General features: G+C 70.8%; 21 protein-coding genes and 1 pseudogene. 12 read left to right on the forward strand and 10 right to left on the reverse strand.

What is annotated here, in order from left to right; genetic code table 11:
• Positions 1 to 131: 131 nt before the first annotated feature.
• Positions 132 to 401 carry a hypothetical protein gene (locus tag ACFY0U_RS26725; protein WP_388639893.1) on the forward strand — a complete coding sequence of 90 codons (270 nt, stop codon included), beginning with the start codon at positions 132 to 134 and terminating at the stop codon, positions 399 to 401.
• A 54-nt stretch (positions 402 to 455) separates the two neighbouring features.
• On the opposite strand, the gene ACFY0U_RS26730 is transcribed toward ACFY0U_RS26725, so the two are convergent.
• Complete coding sequence (locus ACFY0U_RS26730) at positions 456 to 1,262, reverse strand: MBL fold metallo-hydrolase (protein WP_388639895.1); 807 nt, start codon at positions 1,260 to 1,262, stop codon at positions 456 to 458.
• A gap of 48 nt (positions 1,263 to 1,310) precedes the next feature.
• Between ACFY0U_RS26730 and ACFY0U_RS26735 the strand changes: the two genes are divergently transcribed.
• Positions 1,311 to 1,778, forward strand: a complete 468-nt coding sequence (locus ACFY0U_RS26735; protein WP_388639897.1) for a MerR family DNA-binding protein — start codon at positions 1,311 to 1,313, stop codon at positions 1,776 to 1,778.
• Between the two features lie 61 nt (positions 1,779 to 1,839).
• A complete protein-coding gene (locus ACFY0U_RS26740; protein WP_388639899.1) occupies positions 1,840 to 2,397 on the forward strand; it encodes a hypothetical protein in 558 nt (185 codons plus the stop codon).
• A gap of 32 nt (positions 2,398 to 2,429) precedes the next feature.
• Here ACFY0U_RS26740 and ACFY0U_RS26745 read toward each other — a convergent pair whose 3' ends face one another.
• Entirely contained in the window at positions 2,430 to 2,837 is a 408-nt protein-coding gene (locus ACFY0U_RS26745; protein WP_388639900.1) for a flavodoxin, read from the reverse strand.
• Positions 2,838 to 2,919: 82 nt separating this feature from the next.
• Here ACFY0U_RS26745 and ACFY0U_RS26750 point away from each other — a divergent pair, with 82 nt between their 5' ends.
• The 3 genes from ACFY0U_RS26750 to ACFY0U_RS26760 all read left to right on the forward strand — a co-directional run bounded on the left by ACFY0U_RS26750 (position 2,920) and on the right by ACFY0U_RS26760 (position 4,544).
• Entirely contained in the window at positions 2,920 to 4,029 is a 1,110-nt protein-coding gene (locus ACFY0U_RS26750; RefSeq protein ID WP_388639902.1) for an NAD(P)/FAD-dependent oxidoreductase, read from the forward strand.
• 110 nt (positions 4,030 to 4,139) lie between these two features.
• Positions 4,140 to 4,262 carry a hypothetical protein gene (locus tag ACFY0U_RS26755; RefSeq protein WP_388639904.1) on the forward strand — a complete coding sequence of 41 codons (123 nt, stop codon included), beginning with the start codon at positions 4,140 to 4,142 and terminating at the stop codon, positions 4,260 to 4,262.
• 24 nt (positions 4,263 to 4,286) lie between these two features.
• Positions 4,287 to 4,544, forward strand: coding sequence for a hypothetical protein (locus ACFY0U_RS26760; RefSeq protein ID WP_388639906.1), 258 nt, complete (start codon positions 4,287 to 4,289; stop codon positions 4,542 to 4,544).
• Here ACFY0U_RS26760 and ACFY0U_RS26765 read toward each other — a convergent pair.
• Positions 4,490 to 5,338 (reverse strand): class I SAM-dependent methyltransferase, encoded by an 849-nt coding sequence (locus ACFY0U_RS26765; RefSeq protein ID WP_388639908.1) that lies wholly within the window; start codon positions 5,336 to 5,338, stop codon positions 4,490 to 4,492. The two genes, ACFY0U_RS26760 and ACFY0U_RS26765, sit on opposite strands and share 55 nt — an antisense overlap.
• Positions 5,339 to 5,632: 294 nt before the next feature.
• Between ACFY0U_RS26765 and ACFY0U_RS26770 the strand changes: the two genes are divergently transcribed.
• Positions 5,633 to 7,084, forward strand: a complete 1,452-nt coding sequence (locus ACFY0U_RS26770) for a sensor histidine kinase (RefSeq protein WP_388639910.1) — start codon at positions 5,633 to 5,635, stop codon at positions 7,082 to 7,084.
• A gap of 7 nt (positions 7,085 to 7,091) precedes the next feature.
• Positions 7,092 to 7,769 carry a response regulator gene (locus tag ACFY0U_RS26775; RefSeq protein ID WP_388639912.1) on the forward strand — a complete coding sequence of 226 codons (678 nt, stop codon included), beginning with the start codon at positions 7,092 to 7,094 and terminating at the stop codon, positions 7,767 to 7,769.
• A 42-nt stretch (positions 7,770 to 7,811) separates the two neighbouring features.
• Here the strand turns inward: ACFY0U_RS26775 and ACFY0U_RS26780 are convergent.
• Positions 7,812 to 8,450 (reverse strand): annotated as a pseudogene (locus ACFY0U_RS26780) (phosphatase PAP2 family protein); the annotation flags it as partial.
• A 144-nt stretch (positions 8,451 to 8,594) separates the two neighbouring features.
• On the opposite strand from ACFY0U_RS26780, the gene ACFY0U_RS26785 reads away from it, so the two are divergent.
• The 4 genes from ACFY0U_RS26785 to ACFY0U_RS26800 all read left to right on the forward strand — a co-directional run bounded on the left by ACFY0U_RS26785 (position 8,595) and on the right by ACFY0U_RS26800 (position 12,743).
• A complete protein-coding gene (locus tag ACFY0U_RS26785) occupies positions 8,595 to 10,136 on the forward strand; it encodes a serine hydrolase (protein ID WP_388639914.1) in 1,542 nt (513 codons plus the stop codon).
• A 113-nt stretch (positions 10,137 to 10,249) separates the two neighbouring features.
• Positions 10,250 to 10,429 (forward strand): hypothetical protein, encoded by a 180-nt coding sequence (locus ACFY0U_RS26790; protein WP_388639916.1) that lies wholly within the window; start codon positions 10,250 to 10,252, stop codon positions 10,427 to 10,429.
• A gap of 111 nt (positions 10,430 to 10,540) precedes the next feature.
• Complete coding sequence (locus ACFY0U_RS26795; protein ID WP_388639918.1) at positions 10,541 to 11,626, forward strand: nitrous oxide reductase family maturation protein NosD; 1,086 nt, start codon at positions 10,541 to 10,543, stop codon at positions 11,624 to 11,626.
• A gap of 43 nt (positions 11,627 to 11,669) precedes the next feature.
• Positions 11,670 to 12,743 (forward strand): methyltransferase, encoded by a 1,074-nt coding sequence (locus tag ACFY0U_RS26800; RefSeq protein ID WP_388639920.1) that lies wholly within the window; start codon positions 11,670 to 11,672, stop codon positions 12,741 to 12,743.
• An 88-nt stretch (positions 12,744 to 12,831) separates the two neighbouring features.
• On the opposite strand, the gene ACFY0U_RS26805 is transcribed toward ACFY0U_RS26800, so the two are convergent.
• From ACFY0U_RS26805 to ACFY0U_RS26830, 6 genes are read right to left on the reverse strand one after another with little or no spacing between them, the layout of a single operon-like run.
• Complete coding sequence (locus tag ACFY0U_RS26805) at positions 12,832 to 13,164, reverse strand: TcmI family type II polyketide cyclase (protein WP_388639922.1); 333 nt, start codon at positions 13,162 to 13,164, stop codon at positions 12,832 to 12,834.
• A 20-nt stretch (positions 13,165 to 13,184) separates the two neighbouring features.
• Positions 13,185 to 13,664: an SRPBCC family protein gene (locus ACFY0U_RS26810; protein WP_388639924.1), complete on the reverse strand. Its 480-nt coding sequence runs from the start codon at positions 13,662 to 13,664 to the stop codon at positions 13,185 to 13,187.
• Position 13,665: 1 nt separating this feature from the next.
• A complete protein-coding gene (locus tag ACFY0U_RS26815; RefSeq protein WP_388639926.1) occupies positions 13,666 to 13,923 on the reverse strand; it encodes an acyl carrier protein in 258 nt (85 codons plus the stop codon).
• 56 nt (positions 13,924 to 13,979) lie between these two features.
• A complete protein-coding gene (locus ACFY0U_RS26820) occupies positions 13,980 to 15,230 on the reverse strand; it encodes a ketosynthase chain-length factor (protein ID WP_388639928.1) in 1,251 nt (416 codons plus the stop codon).
• Positions 15,227 to 16,495, reverse strand: coding sequence for a beta-ketoacyl-[acyl-carrier-protein] synthase family protein (locus tag ACFY0U_RS26825; protein ID WP_388639930.1), 1,269 nt, complete (start codon positions 16,493 to 16,495; stop codon positions 15,227 to 15,229). The genes ACFY0U_RS26820 and ACFY0U_RS26825 overlap by 4 nt, the downstream gene beginning before the upstream one ends.
• Positions 16,492 to 16,953 carry a cupin domain-containing protein gene (locus tag ACFY0U_RS26830; protein WP_388639931.1) on the reverse strand — a complete coding sequence of 154 codons (462 nt, stop codon included), beginning with the start codon at positions 16,951 to 16,953 and terminating at the stop codon, positions 16,492 to 16,494. The genes ACFY0U_RS26825 and ACFY0U_RS26830 overlap by 4 nt, the downstream gene beginning before the upstream one ends.
• Positions 16,954 to 16,989: the final 36 nt, after the last annotated feature.

The following is a 16,989-nucleotide window of genomic DNA, read 5'->3' on the forward strand; positions in this document are numbered from 1 at the left end:
TCAGCCGAACGTCTCGGTTCCCGGTGCCCGATGCGCTGTCGGCGGGCACCGTGACCGGACCTCCGCCGACGGCTACCTTCGTTGTGCTCCATCCGCCGAGAGGGGCCGCGAAACAGATACGGGGGCCAACTGTGAAACGACTGTGGGGACTTGGCACGGCAGCGGCCGTCGGGGCGGCGGCACTGCTGCTCGCGGGCTGCGGCAATCCGACGGACTACACCGAGATCGTCACGTTCACCGACGAGCACGGCCGCGTCTGTACCGCGGCGGTGGTCGTCGACCAGGACCAGAGCGAGGGCGACGACTACGAGATCTCCAGCCTCGACTGCGACTACCCTCCGGAGGGCCGCACGCCCGGACCCACCAGCTACTCCCCCATGCCCGAGCGGGACAGCGACTAGCGAGTGACGGGCATCGGCTCCGGGGCGATCACACGCACCGCCCCGGAGCCGTCCTCACCCGGCGCTCCGGTAGCGGGCCAGTTCCCACGGGTCGTGTGCGCAGAAGGTCTCGACCTCGTCGCCGTGGTCGCGGACCAGCTCCCGCAGCCGGGCCTGAGTTCCCAGCCGCAGGTCGCGGTGGACCTGGGAGCCGGTCTGGACGAGGTCCAGCAAGGGGTGGGGTTCCTTCACGTCCTGCATTTCGCGGTGGTAGTAGTAGGCGTCCCCGCAGTGCAGGAGCCACCGGTCGCCGGTGTGCACGGCGACTCCGGTGTGACCGGCGGTGTGGCCGCCGAGCGGCACGAGTCGGATCTGCGGCGGCAGCCCCGTCAGCGGTACGAAGGTGAAGCCGAACCAGGGCTCGCCCGGTTCGAGGTCGTAGGTGACCCAACGGGGTTCGTGCGCCCAGTGGGCCGGGCGGTAGCGGAAGCTGGGCGCTTCCGCGCGCGCCGCGCGGAGTTCGTCGGCGAGGACATGGACCCGGGCGTCGGGGAAGTCGGGAAGGCCGCCGCAGTGGTCCACGTCCAGGTGGGTCACGATGATGTGGCGTACGTCGGAGGGTGAGTGTCCCAGCCGGGCGACCTGACGGACGGCCGTCTCCTCCTCGTCGAGCGTGGGCTCTGCCATCGTGACCCACTCGGCGCCCAGCGTGCCGGCCGGATCGCGGACATCGGCCAGCCCGAGCCCGGTCTCGACGAGGACCAGGCCCTCGGTGTCGGTCTCGATCAGCAGGCAGTGGTTCACGGCGGGCGCGGGCCGCGGACCGTCGTAGGTGGCCTCGATGGTGCGCACCGAGCCGCAGTTCAGGTGGTGGATCCTCATGACGGCTAGGCTGCGACTTGAACCGCGGTTCAAGTCAAGGAGGCTTCGATGGACGCGTCGTTGTTGGACATCGCCGAGGTGGCACAGCGGTCCGAACTGGCGCCGTCCGCGCTGCGGTTCTACGAGAAGAAGGGCCTGATCGCCGCCGCCGGCCGCAACGGACTGCGGCGCACCTACCACCCGGATGTCCTGGAACGCCTCGCGCTGATCACCTGCGCGCGCAGCGCGGGATTCTCCATCGCCGAGATCGGCCGGTTCCTGTCGGCACGGCCGTCCGACACGGACCTGCGCGCACGCATGACAGCCAAGGCGCAGAGCCTCGACGAACAGATCGGCCGGCTCACCCGGCTCCGCGACAGCCTGCGTCACGCGGCGGTCTGCGACCACGAACCGATCGTCGACTGTCCGGACTTCAAGCGGGCCGTCGGAAACGTCGCCGCGCCTCCGGGTCAGCCGCGCCCGCGAGCGGCCCTGTCTCGCGATGATCCGGGGTCCCGGACACCGTCCTGGTCGTGACGGCCCCCCGCGATCAGCGACCGCCGGACACGGACAGTCCGGCACCTGCACAATCTCTTCCGTGGATCAGGGAATCGCAGCACTGCTGGGAGCAACGGTCGGGGTCCTCGGGACTGTCTCCGCGTCGGCGATCTCCGGGTGGTCGAACCGACAGCAGATCGGGGCCCAGGCCAGAGTCGACCACGCCCACTGGCGCAGACAGGCCCGGCGGGACGCCTACAGCGCCTTCCTCGCTCCTGCCAATGGGACGCGCAACGCCCTCAAGCTGGCCGCACGCGCTCTGATCGGCGACTCGGACGTGGAACGGGCCGACCACCATCTCCATGAAGCACACGACAGGTTGAGCGAGGTGCAGGCGACCTGGGCCGCTCTCGCGGTCGAAGGACCCGAGTCCGTGGAACAGGCGGCCAACAGCGTCAAGACCGCACTCCACTCGATGCACACGACGCTGCTCGCCTGGCGGGACTCCGCAGGCGTGGCGCCCGACCGCAACGTCACGTTCGTGGAACGGCACGCGGTGGAGGTGACCACGGTCTCCGAACGCATCAGTGCTTTCGCCACCGCGGCCAGAGCCGCACTCGACGACGCGTCCCTCCCCGCGGACACCGGCTCCGCCTGAAGCCGAACCGGACCGACCTCGCCGAACGGCCGTCAACGAGTGATCTGGAGGTCGCGGAGCCACTTCTCGAGCTCCGTGTCGGCGTCGGCGACTTCTTCGCCCCGTACCGCGAGGCCCGGGGCGATCGTCGCGCCGCGGCAGGAGCGCGCGTAGTCGCGTGCGGTCGTGCCCAGGCCGCTCATCGCGTGCGTGGTGAACGGGACGACGATCTTGCCGCGGAAGTCGAGCTGTTCGGTGAACGTGGTCATGATCATGGGCGCCCGGACGTTCCAGACGGGGCTAGTCGCGGCCGGCGCAGAGCATCGGCTCCGAGCAGCGGGGGCATCGGTGCGAGCCGGGCCCGGGACGCCGCTTGAACGCGACGCGGCAGCGCACGCACGCGTAGTGCAGCTTGTAGGACCGCTCGGCGTAGTGGCACACGAGATGAACGTACCGTTCACAGTGCTGACCCTGGCGTGCTAGACACAGGAGTTCGCCCGTGATCCGGGGAGGCGGCGTTCGTGAGGCGTGAGGATCGGGTCCGTGCAGCGGCCTGAACGTGTCGCGGTCATCGGCGTGGGCATCGTGGGAGCCTGCGTGGGCTGGAATCTGTCCCGGGGTGGCGCCGACGTGGTGTTCATCGACGCGGGCCGGCCGGGCGAGGGCGTCACCAACTGGTCCTTCTCGTGGGTCAACGCGAGCAACAAGACGGTGAGCAGGTCCTACTTCGACCTGAACGTCGCGGGCATGGCGGCCCACCGTGACCTTGCCAGGGCCGTCGGACCGGACTCGTGGTGGTATCCCAGCGGCCACCTGCGCTGGGCGGACGACCCCGCGACGCGGGCGCGGTTCCTCAAGACGGCCGAACTGCTGGCCAGTTGGGACTACCGGGTCGAGGAGTACACGGGGGCCGAGGTGCGCCGGCGCTTCGAACCCGCCCTGGCGGTGCCCGGCGAGGCTCAGGTCCTGTTCTACCCCGACGAGGCATGGGTGCAGGGCCGTCATCTCGTCCGCCGTCTGCTCCAGGAAGCCGTCGCGTCCGGCGCCGGGCTCCGCTCCGGGACCGCGGTCCGTGACATCGGCACCGGCAGCGACGGAAGCGTGCGGAGCGTCGCCCTGTCCGACGGGAGCTCTCTCGACGTCGACGCCGTCGTGAACGCGGCAGGCCCGGGCGCCTCCACCGTCGCCGGGCTCGTCGCCCGGCACCTGCCGATGCACACGGAGCCGGGCGTCGTCACCCGGATCACCTGTGCCCACGTCCCGATCCACCGCGCCATGCACGCACCGCACATCGAGCTCCGCCCCGACTCGGACGCCTCGGTGGTCCTCCACAGCCGCGAGATCGACGCCCTCATCGACACCGCCGAAGACCCCGGCCGACTCGCGAGCCTGCTCCACGAATCGGCCCGACATGTCGTCCCCGAACTCGGCGACTCCCCCGTCGCACAGACACGGATCGCCCACCGGCCCATCCCCGCCGACGGATTCCCCTCCGTGGGTGCGGTCCCGTCCGTGCCTGGCTACTACGAGGCCGTCACCCACAGCGGCATCACCCTCGGACCGGTCATCGGCCGCCTCCTCGCCGCGGAGATCCTCACCCGGAAGACAGACCCACTGCTTGCGGACTTCCGTCCGCAGCGGTTCCCGCCGTGACAGCCCGGACCGACACGGCCACACGATCGGACGGGTGCCGCTTCGACGCGAGCCACACCCGGCGGTGACCACGAGGCCACCGTCCTCATCGCCCTCCCCGGCAAACGGCGATGACACCTGCACGCCGGCCCTGCACCATGGTCACCATGGACACGCCGAGCATCGAATGGATCACCATCGCCGCCTACGAGAATCTGGGCCGCCTCCACCCGGCGGCGGCCGCGCGCGCTTGACTGCGCGACCGCGGCATCGACTGGATGCCCTTCACCGCGGACGAGTTCCGATGGGACCTGTCCTGCGGCATCGGACCTGACGGCCACTGGCACGGCTGGTTCACCGTCCGCGTCGACGCGGGTGCGCTACGACGGCTCGGACTGCATCCCGACCAGCCCACGGCCGAGATCACCAGCCCCTCCCCGCCCGGCTGGTGGCACGCAGCCGCGGAGCGCGGCGCCGGCCATCACTTCAGAGGATCGCTCCAGGCACGCTGCCCGACCCGCAGGACGCTCAGGTAACGGCGGGCCACCCGGTCGCCCATGCGCGTGCGGATGCGCTCGGCGACGGCGTCGAGCAGGGGCTCACGAACGCCGGGATCGAGTCTGCGGTACAGCGACAACGAGCGGAGGTGATCGGCGAAGCCGTCCCCGTCGAACCACTGAACGGTGGGGTACCAGCGCACGGTCGGCGGGCCGAACAACGCTCCTGGATCCTCGACCAGGCCCCACCCCTCGTCGGTGGCGCGGACGTCGTCCTCCAGCGGCGGGGGACCCCAGTCGGGGTTCCCGGGGCAGAACCGCTCGTGGAGGTCGGCGGTCTCGGCGTAGACCTCCGGCTCTCCCGGCCTGCGGACGACGACGTGGCCGAGCAGCGCCGCCCAGCCTCCGGGGCGGAGCACGTCGTGCGCTCTCCGCCAGCCGATCGACGGGTCGACCCAGTGCCACGACGACGCGGCCACGAGGACGTCGAAGCGTCGGCCGCGGTCGTCCCACTGCTCGAACGTCGACGTCTCGACCTCGACATCGCGGAAGGCGGCGATCCGCCGGCGAGCGAGCGCGGCCATGTCCACGCCGGGCTCGACGGCGGTCACCGAACATCCGAGTGCCGCCAGTGAGCGCGTCGCCTGACCGGTACCGCAGCCCACCTCCAGCACCGACGACGTCTCGTCCATGCCGGTGACGGCGCCGAGGTCCGCGAACAACTCATCGGGGTAGCCGGGCCGGACCCGGTCGTAGAGCTCCGGGACCTCGTTGAACACGCGGCCGAGGTCGCGTGGATTCGGGTTCGGGTGCGTCTGCGGATCATCAGTCACGAACGCACAAGCTAGGAGACCGGGCCACGACGACGCCACCGGTTAAGCAACGGCAGCACTCACACCGGAGCCGGCAGATCCATCAGCGCCGGCTTCGCCGGGCCGGTCACGACCGTGACGGCGGTGATCCGGCCGCCGACGACAGTCAGCCCGCGAGGTTGTGGATGGTCGCCGTGTCCTTGCGGGACAGACTTCAACCGGATCAACCACACCATCCGGGAGCAGGCCGGTAGCCGGTGCAGATTGGACTTTCGGCAGTGTCGGACGGCTCCCGATGTCCGTACCGTCGCCTCCGTGGACAGCAGGGTGATCAACAGCGGGGCCGCAACGGCCTTCCACCGGCGGCCCCTTGCCCCCGGAGGCCTTCTGACGGCGGGCGCGACCACGGCGGCCGGTCTGAGCATGGTGAATCCGTGGTGGGCCGTTCCCACCGCCGTCGCCGCGTTCTTGGCCGGACGCCGTCCTGGACGGATGGCACCGACCGTGCTCGCTCTGGTCGGGCTTCTCTCGGCCGGCGTGGTGGCGCTGTCCGTCGTGCCCGCCTGGCTGCCGTTGGCCGGCCGGTTCGTGACCGTCGTGGTGGTCGCCTTGATGCTGCCCTGGTTCGCGGGCCGGTTCTGGTGTCACTATCGGCAGCTGGTCCGGGCCGGCTGGGAACGCGCCGAGCAGCTACGACGCGAGCAGGAACTGGTGGTCGAGCAGGCCAGGCTGCGTGAGCGAGCGCGTATCGCGCGGGACATGCATGACGTACTGGGCCATGACCTCAGCCTGATCGCCTTGTCGGCCGGTGCTCTCAAGCTCGCACCGGACCTGGCGGCGCACCATCGGCAGGCCGCGGGGGACATCAGGGCCAGGGCGGCGACCGCGGTGGAGCGTCTCGGCGAGGTGATCGGTGTCCTGCGTGAGGAGGGCGCCGACACACCGCCGCACCCCGACGGCGCCGGTCTTGCGGGCCTGATCGAAGAGGCCGCCGCTTCCGGGCTCGCGGTGAGGTTCCACTGCGACGGCACGGCGGACGACCTGCCGCCGGTGGTCGAGCGGGCGGTTCACCGGGTCGTGCAGGAAGCGCTGACCAATGTCGCCAAGCACGCGCCGGGCGCGACGGCGACCGTCCAAGTGGCGTATACGGCAACGGAGTCGAAGGTCGTCGTGGAGAACGGCCCACCGTCGTCCAGGGCCACTCCGCGGCTCAGGACCCGGAGCGGTGGGCGGGGTCTCATAGGTCTCGAAGAACGGGTGCGGCTGGCCGGCGGTTCGTTCGGCCATGGTCCGCGCGGCAGGGGTTTCGCCGTCGCCGCGCGGATCCCGCACGCGCCTGTGCGCGCGTCGGCACGGCTCCTCGCCCCCGCTGTCTCCCGGGCGGGCGAGGAGTTGCCGCGGGAGCACCGCCGTGCCCGGCGCCGCGTCGGCCGGGCCCTGGTGGCCGCGGTCATGGTGCCCCTGGTGGCGGGAGCGGTGCTGAGCGGGGCGCGCATGGGATGGGAGATGCTGTCGGCGTCCCGATCGGTGCTGCAACCCGGTGACTTCGCGCGTCTGCGCGTGGGGCAGGATCGCTCCGAGGTGGAGCGCCTCCTCCCCGACCGGCAGACGAACCACCGACCGCCGACGACCGAGCCGACAGGAGACGGCACCACGTGCGAGTACTACGCGATCACGGCCGACCGGTTCGACGACCGGTCCGGCGACGCGTACCGCCTCTGCTTCCGGGACGGCATCCTGGTGTCCCGCGACACGCTCACCCCGTGAGGCTCCGATGATCCGGGTGCTGATCGCCGACGACGAGCCGATGATCCGGGCGGGCGTACGTGCCGTCCTCGCCTCGGATCCGGGCATCGAGGTCGTCGCCGAGGCGGGTGACGGGCGCGAGGCCGTGGAGCTGACCCGGCGGCACCGCCCCGGGGTGGCCGTGCTGGACATCCGTATGCCGGGGATGAACGGTATCGACGCGGCGGCGGAGATCCGCAGCACCTCGCCCGGCACGGGCGTGGTCATGCTGACGACGTTCGGCGAGGACGACTACATCCTGCGCGCCCTGGGCGGCGGCGCGGCCGGCTTCCTGATCAAGTCGGGCGAACCCGAGGAACTGATCAGCGGGATCCGGGCGGTGGCCGACGGCGCCGCCTACCTGTCACCGAAGGTCGCCGCCCGGGTCGTCGCCCACCTCGCCTCGACGGGCGCGGGCGCCCTGGCCGGCCGGCGCTCCCTCGCGCGCTCCCGGGTCGACTCCCTCACCGCCCGGGAACGGGAGGTCCTGGCCTTCCTCGGCAGCGGGCTGTCCAACGGGCAGATCGCCCGGCGGCTGCATGTGGTGGAGGGGACCGTGAAGGCCCATGTGAGTTCCATTCTGGGAAGGCTGGGCGTGGACAACCGGGCCGCCGCCGCGGTCGTCGCCCACGAGGCCGGGATCGTCGCTCCGCCGAACCAGCCGTGATGCCGCACGCTGGGCCGGCGGCAGGAATGTCAGCAGTGCGGCCACCACCACGGTGGCCCCGAGAATCACGCCGGCGAGCACATCGTGCGGGTAGTGGACCCCCACCGTCACACGCAGCAGCGCCGCGGCCGCGGCCAGCGGCAGCGTGACCACGGCGAGCCGTGGCCGAAGCACGGCCAGGCCGGCAGCCGTCCCGACGGCCAGGGTGGCGTGGTTGCTCGGGAAGGACCAGTCCCCCGCGCCGGGACACTCCGCGACGAGGTCGGCCCCGGCGCGCAGCGCACGGCAGGGCCGCTCCTCGTCCACCACGAGCTTCACGGCTTCGCTCACCGCGTAGGCCGCGACGGTACCGAGTCCGGTCACCACGGTTCCGGCGACCCCTCGTGCGTCTCCACGACGGGTCGCCGTCCACCATGTCCACGCCAGCAGGATTCCGAGGATCACCAGCGTCCCCTCGCCGGCTGCCTCCAGGAGCGGTCCCAGCCACGACGGCGCCTCCGCCACTCCCCGCGTCACCGACCGGTACGCGGCCGCCGACGCCCCGCCCGTGACCCGGACGGCACCGGCGTCACCCAGCCCGCCCGGCGCGAGCCAGACGACCGCCCCCGCCCCCACACCCAGGGCACCCCACGCCCCCAGCAGCCGACGAGCTCTGTTGTTCTGTCGCGGTTCTTGTTCCATGGGTCCTGAACGTAAAAGCGCGCCCAGCCGCGAACCCGAGCCGAACGGCAACGGCGGCCCCTGCCGATCGTCAGGGTTGACAGCCCCGCCGACGTTGCAGCGGCTGCACGCGACAGACCTCGACGAGAGGCTTTCAATGGAAGCGTGAGCACTCTGCGATGGATTGCCGCAGCCGGCCTGTCGGCGCTGCTGGGCGCCATGGCACCGGGCCCCTCACCACCCCCGGCCCAGCCACCGCCCCAGCTCGACGACGCGGAGGTGCAGCGGGCCGTCGACCAGCTCGACGCAGTGGTCCGGGCGGCCATGAAGCGCACCGGGACACCCGGCGTGGCCGTCGCCGTCGTCCACGACGGCAAGGTCATCCACCTCAAGGGCTACGGCGTGCGCAAAGCCGGCGAGAAGGCCGCTGTCGACGCCGACACCGTCTTCCAGCTCGCCTCCGTCTCCAAGCCGATCGCCTCCACCGTCGTCGCCGGAGCGGTGGGCGTCGAGGGCTGGAGCGAGCCCGTCGCCCCGAACGTGCCGGACTTCCGCCTCAAGGACCCGTGGGTCACCTCGCACGTGACGGTCGCCGACCTCTTCTCGCACCGCAGCGGCCTCCCCGACCACGCCGGAGACCTCCTCGAAGACCTCGGCTACGACCGCCCGTACATCCTCTCCCACCTGCGCTACGAGCCTCTGGCACCGTTCCGCGCCAGTTACGCCTACACCAACTTCGGTCTGACGGCCGCCGCCGAGGCCGTCGCGGACGAGAAGGGCGTGCCCTGGGAGAAACTCGCCGCCGACACCCTCTACAAGCCGGCCGGCATGGATTCGACCAGCTCCCGCTTCGAGGACTACGCGAAGGCCTCCGACCGCGCCTGGGGCCACGTCAAGACCGCCGACGGCACCTGGAAGGCGTCCCTGCGGGATCCGGACGCGCAGTCCCCCGCGGGCGGCGTCAGTTCCACCGCCCGGGACATGGCGACATGGCTGCGGCTTCAGCTCGCCGACGGCAAGCTCGACGGCAAGCAGATCATCGACGCCGAGGCGCTGGAGCGCACCCACTGGCCCGAGGCCGTCGCCAACCCGCCCCACGCCCCGGCCGGACGGACCGGCTTCTACGGCCTTGGCTGGAACGTCAGTTACGACGACGAGGGCCGGCTCAGGCTGTCGCACACGGGCGCGTTCGCGTTGGGCGCGCACACCAACGTCACCATGCTGCCCGGCGAGCAGCTCGGCATCGTCGTCCTGACCAACTCCTCACCGGTCGGGGTCGCCGACGCCGTCGCCCTCGACTTCTTCGACATCGCGCAGACGGGCAAGGTCAGCCGTGACTGGATCCCCCTCGTGGACGCGGTGTACCAGCAGCAGGAGGACGCGGGCCGTTCCAAGACCGACTACGCCCACCCGCCCTCCGGTGCCGCGCCCGCCAAGGCTGCCGACACCTACACCGGCACGTACGACAGCGACTACTACGGCCGGGCCGAGGTCGTCGCCGACGGCAACGGTGACCTCACCCTCCGGCTGGGTCCCGAGCCCCAGTCGTACCGGCTGACGCACTACGCCGGCGACACGTTCAGCTTCGAGACCGCGGGCGAGAACGCGGTCGGTCCGACCGGCGTCTCCTTCGCCGCGAACGGGAAGTCCCTCACGGTCGAGTACCTCGACAACGAGGGACTGGGCACGTTCACCCGCCAAGGCTAGGTGGCGAACCCACGGTGAACCGAGGCTGTCGGTCGACGACCGTGTTTTCCCGCGTCTTGGGGGCATTCGGACGTCAAGCAGACAACGAGCCCCCGACCGAAGGGACGGCCACCTTGCTGGCCATCATTTCCGCAGTCCTGTTCTTCATCGCCTTCCTGATCAACGCGGCGGAGATATCCACCAACGACGTCTTCAGCTCGACCAACGTGATGCTGCTCGGCCTGACCGCCCTGGCCCTGCACCTCGCGGGCATCGGCACCGGATGGTCCGCGCGGGGCGGCCGCAGGCGCTGAGCCGCTCGCACCTGCCGTCCTCCGGTCCTGGCGGGCGAGGTGCTGCTCCGACACGCCGCCGGATGGTCTATCGGGACCATTCTCGGACATTCGGGTCATAGCGTTCCGAATATGATGAAACTTAATATCGCCTACCTGGCGTGTGCGGCGGCGATCACCGGGGCGGGGATCGGTGCCGCCCCACCGGTCGCCGCGGACCATATGATCCACGTGGTCCTTCCAGGGGAGTCGATCCAGACGGCGGTGGACGCCGCCGAGCCGGGCGACACCGTTCTCCTGACCCCCGGCACCTACCGCCAGAGCGTCAAGGTGACCACGCCCGACCTCACCCTGCGCGGCATGGGCCGTGCCACCGTCCTCAAGCCGGCCGCCACCAAGCCGGCCACGCCCAAGGCGCCCAAGGCCGCCGAGACCTGTGGTGAGAACGGCAACGGCATCTGCGTGGTCGGCAAGAAGGACAAGAGCATCGAGGGCGTCACCATCGCCGACCTGACGGTGACCGGCTTCGCCAAGGCCGGACTGTTCGCGGTGGGGACCGACGGGCTGACCGTGCGGAACGTGACCGCGGTGGAGAACGGGGTGTGGGGGATCGCCCAGGAGCGTTCGGTCCGCAGCGTGTTCCGCAAGAACACCGCCCGGGACAACGGCGACGCCGGCCTGTTCCTCGCCAACACGGTCAGGTCCGACGAGGGCGCCTCGGACACCCAAGGCACGGTGGTCGAACGCAACCTCCTGGAAGGCAACCGCATCGGCCTCACCGTCCGCCGGCTGCGGAACCTGACCGTCGCGCACAACCGCGTCACCGGCAACTGCGCGGGCGTCTTCGTCGTGGGTGACGAGAACGCGCCGAGAGCCGGCGCCCTGACCGTGCGCGACAACCGCGTCGCGCGGAACAACAAGTCCTGCCCGAAGACCCCGCGGCTCGAGGCACTGCAGGGCTCCGGCATCGTGCTGACCGGCGCCGAGGACACCCTGGTGACGAGGAACCGGGTCACGGACAACGCCGGCCCCTCCTCGCTGTCGGGCGGCATCGTCCTGTTCAAGAGCTTCGTGGGCACCACCAGCGTGCGGAACCGGATCACCGACAACGTGCTGGAGGGCAACGCCCCGGCAGACCTCGTCAACACGGACACCGGCGAGGGCAACACGTTCCAGGGCAACACCTGCCAGGCATCCCAGCCCGCGGGACTGTGCTGAAGGCCATGGGGTCGCTCATGAACTCGAAGAAGGAAGGCGGCACATGACGACTGCACAGACCACCGAGGCATCACCGGCCGGCCGGACCGCACAGACCGAGCAGACCGCCCCGCCGCCGTCCATGCGGCTCAGGGAGCTCGTGTTCGGGGCGGCGTGCGCGGCCGCCCTCCGCGCGGCCGCGAGGCTGAGGGTCGCCGACGCCCTCGGTGACGGCCCGCTGACCGTGGAGGAGATCGCGGCCGCGGTCAAGACCGAACCGAAGCCGCTACGACGGCTGTTGCGGGCCCTGTCCTGCTACGGCATCTTCGCCGAGCGGCCGGACGGCACGTTCACGCACACTGACATGTCCCGGCTGCTGCGCGAGGACGATCCGCACAGCCTGCGCGACATCGCGCTGTGGTGCACGGAACCGTGGACCTGGGACGCGTGGCCGCGGCTGGACGAGGCGGTCCGCTCCGGCCGTAACGTCGTGGAGGATCTGTACGGCAAGGAGTTCTTCCCCTACCTCAACGAGGACGCTCCGGAATCGGCCGACGTCTTCAACCGTGCCATGACGACCTCCAGCGTGCAGTCCGCGCGGGACGTGGCTCAGTTCCTCGATCTGTCGGGGGCGAAGTCGGTCGCCGACATCGGCGGTGGCCAGGGGCATGTGGTGGCGAGTCTGCTGGAGAAGTACCCGTCGCTCCACGGCACTCTGCTCGACCTGCCGCGCGTGGTGGACAACGCCGACCCGCGGCTGCGGGCGGGAGGCGCGCTCGCGGACCGGATGCGGCTCGTGCCCGGTGACTGCCGCGTGGCCGTCCCGGTCCAGGCCGATGTGTACGTCATCAAGAACATCCTGGAGTGGGACGACGACAGCACGACCCGCACCCTGCGCAACGTCATCGAGGCGGGCGGTCCGGGATCGCGGGTCGTGGTCATCGAGAACCTCGTCGACGACACGCCCTCGATGCGGTTCAGCACCGCCATGGACCTGCTGCTGCTCCTCAATGTGGGCGGGGCCAAACACACCACCGCCAGCATGGTCGGCAGGCTGACGGAGGCGGGCCTGGTCATCGACGACATCAGCCCGGTCAACCCCTACCTGCACGCGTTCGACTGCACCGTCCCCGGGTGACCGACCCCTCCCGAGGGAACACGCAGACCGCCGGTCGCCGGGCACGCAGTCCTCGCGTGCCCGGCGACCGGCGGTTCGTGCGGGTGGTTCAGGAGGTGGCGTCCCGCTCCCAGCGGTAGAAGCAGCGCGCCATCGCGTCCTTCGGTGAACGCCAGGTCGCCGGGTCGTACGCGGTGACGTACGCCGACAGCCGTTCGCTGACGTCCCGGAACTCGGGGTGCCCGGCCGCCTTCGCGATGGCCGGGCCGGGGTCCTGCTCCGACTCGATGAGGTGCAGATACACGTCGTCGAACTGGAACAGGCTGCGTCGGGCGACGCCCACGAGGTGCGGCAGTTCTCCCCGGTCCGACTCATCGAACACCTTGGCGATGTCGAGGGCCGACTCCGGCGCCATGCGGGCGACGATCAGGGTCTGGTGCATCGTCCTGTCCTCCGTCCGGGTCACTCGGAGAGCATCTGCGCGGGCCGGCGCTCCGTGGCGGCCTGCTCGATGCGGTCCCGGATCAGGGCCATCTGGACCTTGGAGTTCCGGTTGATGTTGTCCGTCATCCAGGCGTCGTCGACCGGTGCGTCCGGCTTCATCGCGAAGTCCTGGGTCCACACCATCCGGGTGCCCTCGGGCACCTTCTCGTACTGCCACACGATGTTCATGTAGGCGAAGGGTCCGGTCTCCACACGGCGGGCCCGCACGCTGAGCGTGTCGCGGTTCGGCTCCCGCTCGGAGACCCAGCTCCACACCTTGCCGTTGTCGTCGGGGTGCATGGTGAGCCGGAAGGTGGTCCGGCTCCCCTCCTGGGAGAGGATCTCGGCGGAGGCGTACTCGCTGAACAGCCGCGGCCAGTTCGCGACGTCGTTGGTCATGTCCCAGACCAGGTCGAGCGGCGCGGCGATGGTGATCTCGTTCTGCGTGTGACCGGCCATGTCAGGCTCCCGCCAGAAGCGCGCTGTTGACGAGTTCGAGGAACTGCTGGGGAGTCTTGCTCTTCTCCGCGTCGGGAGGCATGGGCGTGCCGTACCGGTTCTCCAGCTCGCCCACGATGCCGAGCAGCGCGAGGGAGTCGATGCCGAAGGCGTCGAAGCCGGAGTCGCTTCGCTGCCGGAGTTCCTCCGGGGCGACGGTGACTCCGGCGGACTTCTTCATGAGCCCGGCGAGCTCTTCCACGGTGATTCGGTCACTCATGCGGTTCTCTCCCTGCTGTGTGTGGGTGCTGTGTGATGGGTGCTCGCGACGCCTCGCTACGAGGCGCCGCCGGCGCCGAGCCGTAGCACGAGCGCCGAGTTCGACCCCATGAGCCCTCGGCTGAGGACCAGCGCCGTGCGCAGTTCGGCGGCACGGGCGCGGGAGGTCACGAGGTCGAGGTCGTGGCAGATGTCGAAGACGTTGGGGGTGGGCGGGATCAGACCGTGTTCCAGCGCGAGCACCGCCGCGGCGACGTCCAGGACGGGTGCCGCCGAGTAGCCGCGGCCGATGGCGGTCTTCGGCGCCGTGACGGGGACGCGACTGCCGTGCGCGCCCAGGGCGTCCGCGATCGCCAGTGCCTCGGCACGGTCCGCCTCCGGTACCCCGAGGGCGTCCGCGAAGACCACGTCGATCTCCTCGGGGGCACAGCCCGCCTCGTCCAGGGCGCCCCGGACGGCCTGGGCCAGCCCTTCGCGGGACTGCTCCCAGCGGGAGGCGCCGGTGAAGGTCGCCGCATGCCCCGCCAGGGTGGCCCGTACGGACGCGCCCCGTCGACGGGCCGCGCTCTCGGCTTCCACGACGAGCATGGCGCCGCCTTCGGCGGGGACGAATCCGCAGGCCGACGCGGTGAACGGGCGGTAGGCGCGATCGGGGTCGTCGATGCCGCTCAGCTCCTCGTAGCCGAGCTGGCAGACCATCGAGTAGGGGGCCAGGGGTGCCTCGGTCGCGCCGGCCACGATCACGTCGGTGCCGCGCCGCACGGCACGCGCCGCGTGCGCCAGAGCGTCGAGACCGCCGGCCTCGTCGGCGGCGACCACACCGCAAGGGCCTTTGAAGCCGCGGCGGATGGAGATCTGGCCGGTGCTCGCGGCGTAGAACCAGGCGATGGACTGGTACGGCCCGACGAACCGACTGCCCTTGTCCCACAGCTGCTGCAGCTCCCGCTGGCCGAACTCGCCGCCACCGGAACCGGCCGCGGTGACCACGCCCACGGCGAACGGCGCGGCGTCCGTACTGGTCCGGTCGAGGCCGGCGTCGTCGAGGGCCTGGTCCGCCGCGGCCATCGCGAAGTGGGTGAACCGGTCGGTCTGGACGAGGTAGCGCTCCTCGACCACGGACGGCGGGTCGAAGTCCCGGACCTCACCGGCCACCCGCAGCGGCAGGTGCCCGCATCCTTCCCGGGTGATCCGGTCCAGGACGCTGATGCCCTCCCTGGTCGACTTCCAGAAGGTCTCGGTGCTGGTTCCGTTGGGCGCGACCAGTCCGATGCCGGTGATGGCCGCGCGCCGAGGATGCGATTCGCTCATCGTGTCTTCTCCCTCGGCAGATTCATGATCACCGCGGACTGGAAACCACCGAAACCGCTGCCCACGGAGAGCACGCTGTTCAGTCTTCGCTCGCGGGCGACGCGCGGGACGTAGTCCAGGTCGCACTCGGGGTCCGGGGTCTCGTAGTTCGCGGTGGGCGGGACGACCTGGTGGGTCAGGGCCAGCGCACAGGCCACGAGTTCGATCGCGCCGATCGCGCCGAGCGAATGCCCCACCATGGACTTGATGGAGCTCATCGGCGTGTCATAGGCGTGCGCGCCCAGGACCTGTTTGACCGCCGCCGTCTCGTGGCGGTCGTTCTGCACGGTGCCCGAGCCGTGCGCGTTGACGTAGTCGATCGCCGTGGCGTCGAGCCTGGCCTGGTCGAGGGCGTCCTCGATGGCCCGGGCCATCTCCAGGCCCTCGCTGGTCAGACCGGTCATGTGGTAGGCGTTGCCGAAGGTGGAGTAGCCGCTGATCTCGCAGTACACGTGCGCACCGCGGGCCAGCGCGTGTTCCAGCTCCTCCAGGACGAGGACCGCACCGCCCTCCCCCATGACGAACCCGTTGCGGTCGGCGTCGAAGGGCCGAGAGGCGTGGGCGGGGTCGTCGTTGTTCGGGGACGTGGCCTTGATCGCGTCGAAGCAGGCCATGGTGATCGGTGAGATCGGCGAGTCCGAGGCGCCGGCTATGCACACGTCGGCCCTGCCCTCCTCGATCGTGTGGAAGGCGTACCCGACCGCGTCGAGCCCCGAGGTGCAGCCGGTGGAGACGGTCTGCACCGGCCCGCGTGCCTCGAACCGCTCCGCCACCGCCGAGGCGAGTGTGCTGGGCGAGAACGCCCGGTGCAGATACGCTCCGGCCTCCCGGTGGTCCACGTCCCAGCGCTTGCCGCGCTCGCTGACCAGCACGTAGTCCTGCTCCAGCCGGGTGGTTCCGCCGACCGCGGTACCCAGGGACACCCCGACCCGCCAGGGGTTCTCGACGGCGAGGTCGAGACCGGAGTCCCGTACCGCCTCCTCCCCCGCGACCAGGGCGAACTGGATGTACCGGTCACTGCGTGCGATCTGCTCCGCGTCGAGCCCGTGGGCCGCCGGGTCGAAGTCGCACTCGGCGGCGATCCGGGACCGCAGCCCGGACGGGTCGAAGAACGTGATGCCCCGCGTCGCCGTACGCCCGTTGGACAGCAGATCCCAGAACGCGGGTATGCCGATGCCCTGCGGGGCGACGACGCCCAGTCCGGTGACCGCCACGCGCCTTCTCATGAAGAGACCTGAGTTCGCTCGGCCGTCCGTCCCGCACCCTTGTGGGCCGCCTCCACCACGATCGGTACGCCGTCGGCGTCCTCGGTGTCGACATGGCCGAGCGGCGGGCTCGGGGCGAGCGGGCCGAGGTGGAAGACCATGCGGGCCTCCACCTTGCCGACGTTGCGGAAGCGGTGCCGCATGTGGGTGGGGATCAGGAGCCCCTGCTCGGGTTGGAGCGGGTGGGGCTCACCGTCCAGGTCGACCTCCAGCTGTCCGCAGAGGACGTAGATGAACTCCTCGGAGTACGGGTGGTAGTGCTCGGCGATGCGGTCGCCGGGCTGGATGATGGCCACGCCCATGAAGCCGCTGGTCGAGCCGACGGTGGTGGGGGTGAGCAGGGCACGCAGGTCGCCACCGCGCCGAGTGTTGGGCTCGACCTCGCTGACATCCACGATTCCGGGATGGCGGTTGTTCACGACGTTCCTCCGAACATGTGCAGCATCGACAGGGGG

The organism is Streptomyces sp. NPDC001536 (genome assembly GCF_042894505.1).
GTDB lineage: Bacteria > Actinomycetota > Actinomycetes > Streptomycetales > Streptomycetaceae > Streptomyces.

Excerpts from the sequence above, each read along its gene's own strand:
- ACFY0U_RS26795 (WP_388639918.1), top strand. The coding sequence starts at position 10,541 with ATGATGAAACTTAATATCGCCTACCTGGCGTGTGCGGCGGCGATCACC.
- ACFY0U_RS26815 (WP_388639926.1), bottom strand. The coding sequence starts at position 13,923 with ATGAGTGACCGAATCACCGTGGAAGAGCTCGCCGGGCTCATGAAGAAG.
- ACFY0U_RS26810 (WP_388639924.1), bottom strand. The coding sequence starts at position 13,664 with ATGGCCGGTCACACGCAGAACGAGATCACCATCGCCGCGCCGCTCGAC.
- ACFY0U_RS26825 (WP_388639930.1), bottom strand. The coding sequence starts at position 16,495 with ATGAGAAGGCGCGTGGCGGTCACCGGACTGGGCGTCGTCGCCCCGCAG.
- ACFY0U_RS26820 (WP_388639928.1), bottom strand. The coding sequence starts at position 15,230 with ATGAGCGAATCGCATCCTCGGCGCGCGGCCATCACCGGCATCGGACTG.
- ACFY0U_RS26775 (WP_388639912.1), top strand. The coding sequence starts at position 7,092 with ATGATCCGGGTGCTGATCGCCGACGACGAGCCGATGATCCGGGCGGGC.
- ACFY0U_RS26760 (WP_388639906.1), top strand. The coding sequence starts at position 4,287 with ATGCCCTTCACCGCGGACGAGTTCCGATGGGACCTGTCCTGCGGCATC.
- ACFY0U_RS26800 (WP_388639920.1), top strand. The coding sequence starts at position 11,670 with ATGACGACTGCACAGACCACCGAGGCATCACCGGCCGGCCGGACCGCA.
- ACFY0U_RS26735 (WP_388639897.1), top strand. The coding sequence starts at position 1,311 with ATGGACGCGTCGTTGTTGGACATCGCCGAGGTGGCACAGCGGTCCGAA.
- ACFY0U_RS26755 (WP_388639904.1), top strand. The coding sequence starts at position 4,140 with ATGACACCTGCACGCCGGCCCTGCACCATGGTCACCATGGACACGCCG.
- ACFY0U_RS26730 (WP_388639895.1), bottom strand. The coding sequence starts at position 1,262 with ATGAGGATCCACCACCTGAACTGCGGCTCGGTGCGCACCATCGAGGCC.
- ACFY0U_RS26805 (WP_388639922.1), bottom strand. The coding sequence starts at position 13,164 with ATGCACCAGACCCTGATCGTCGCCCGCATGGCGCCGGAGTCGGCCCTC.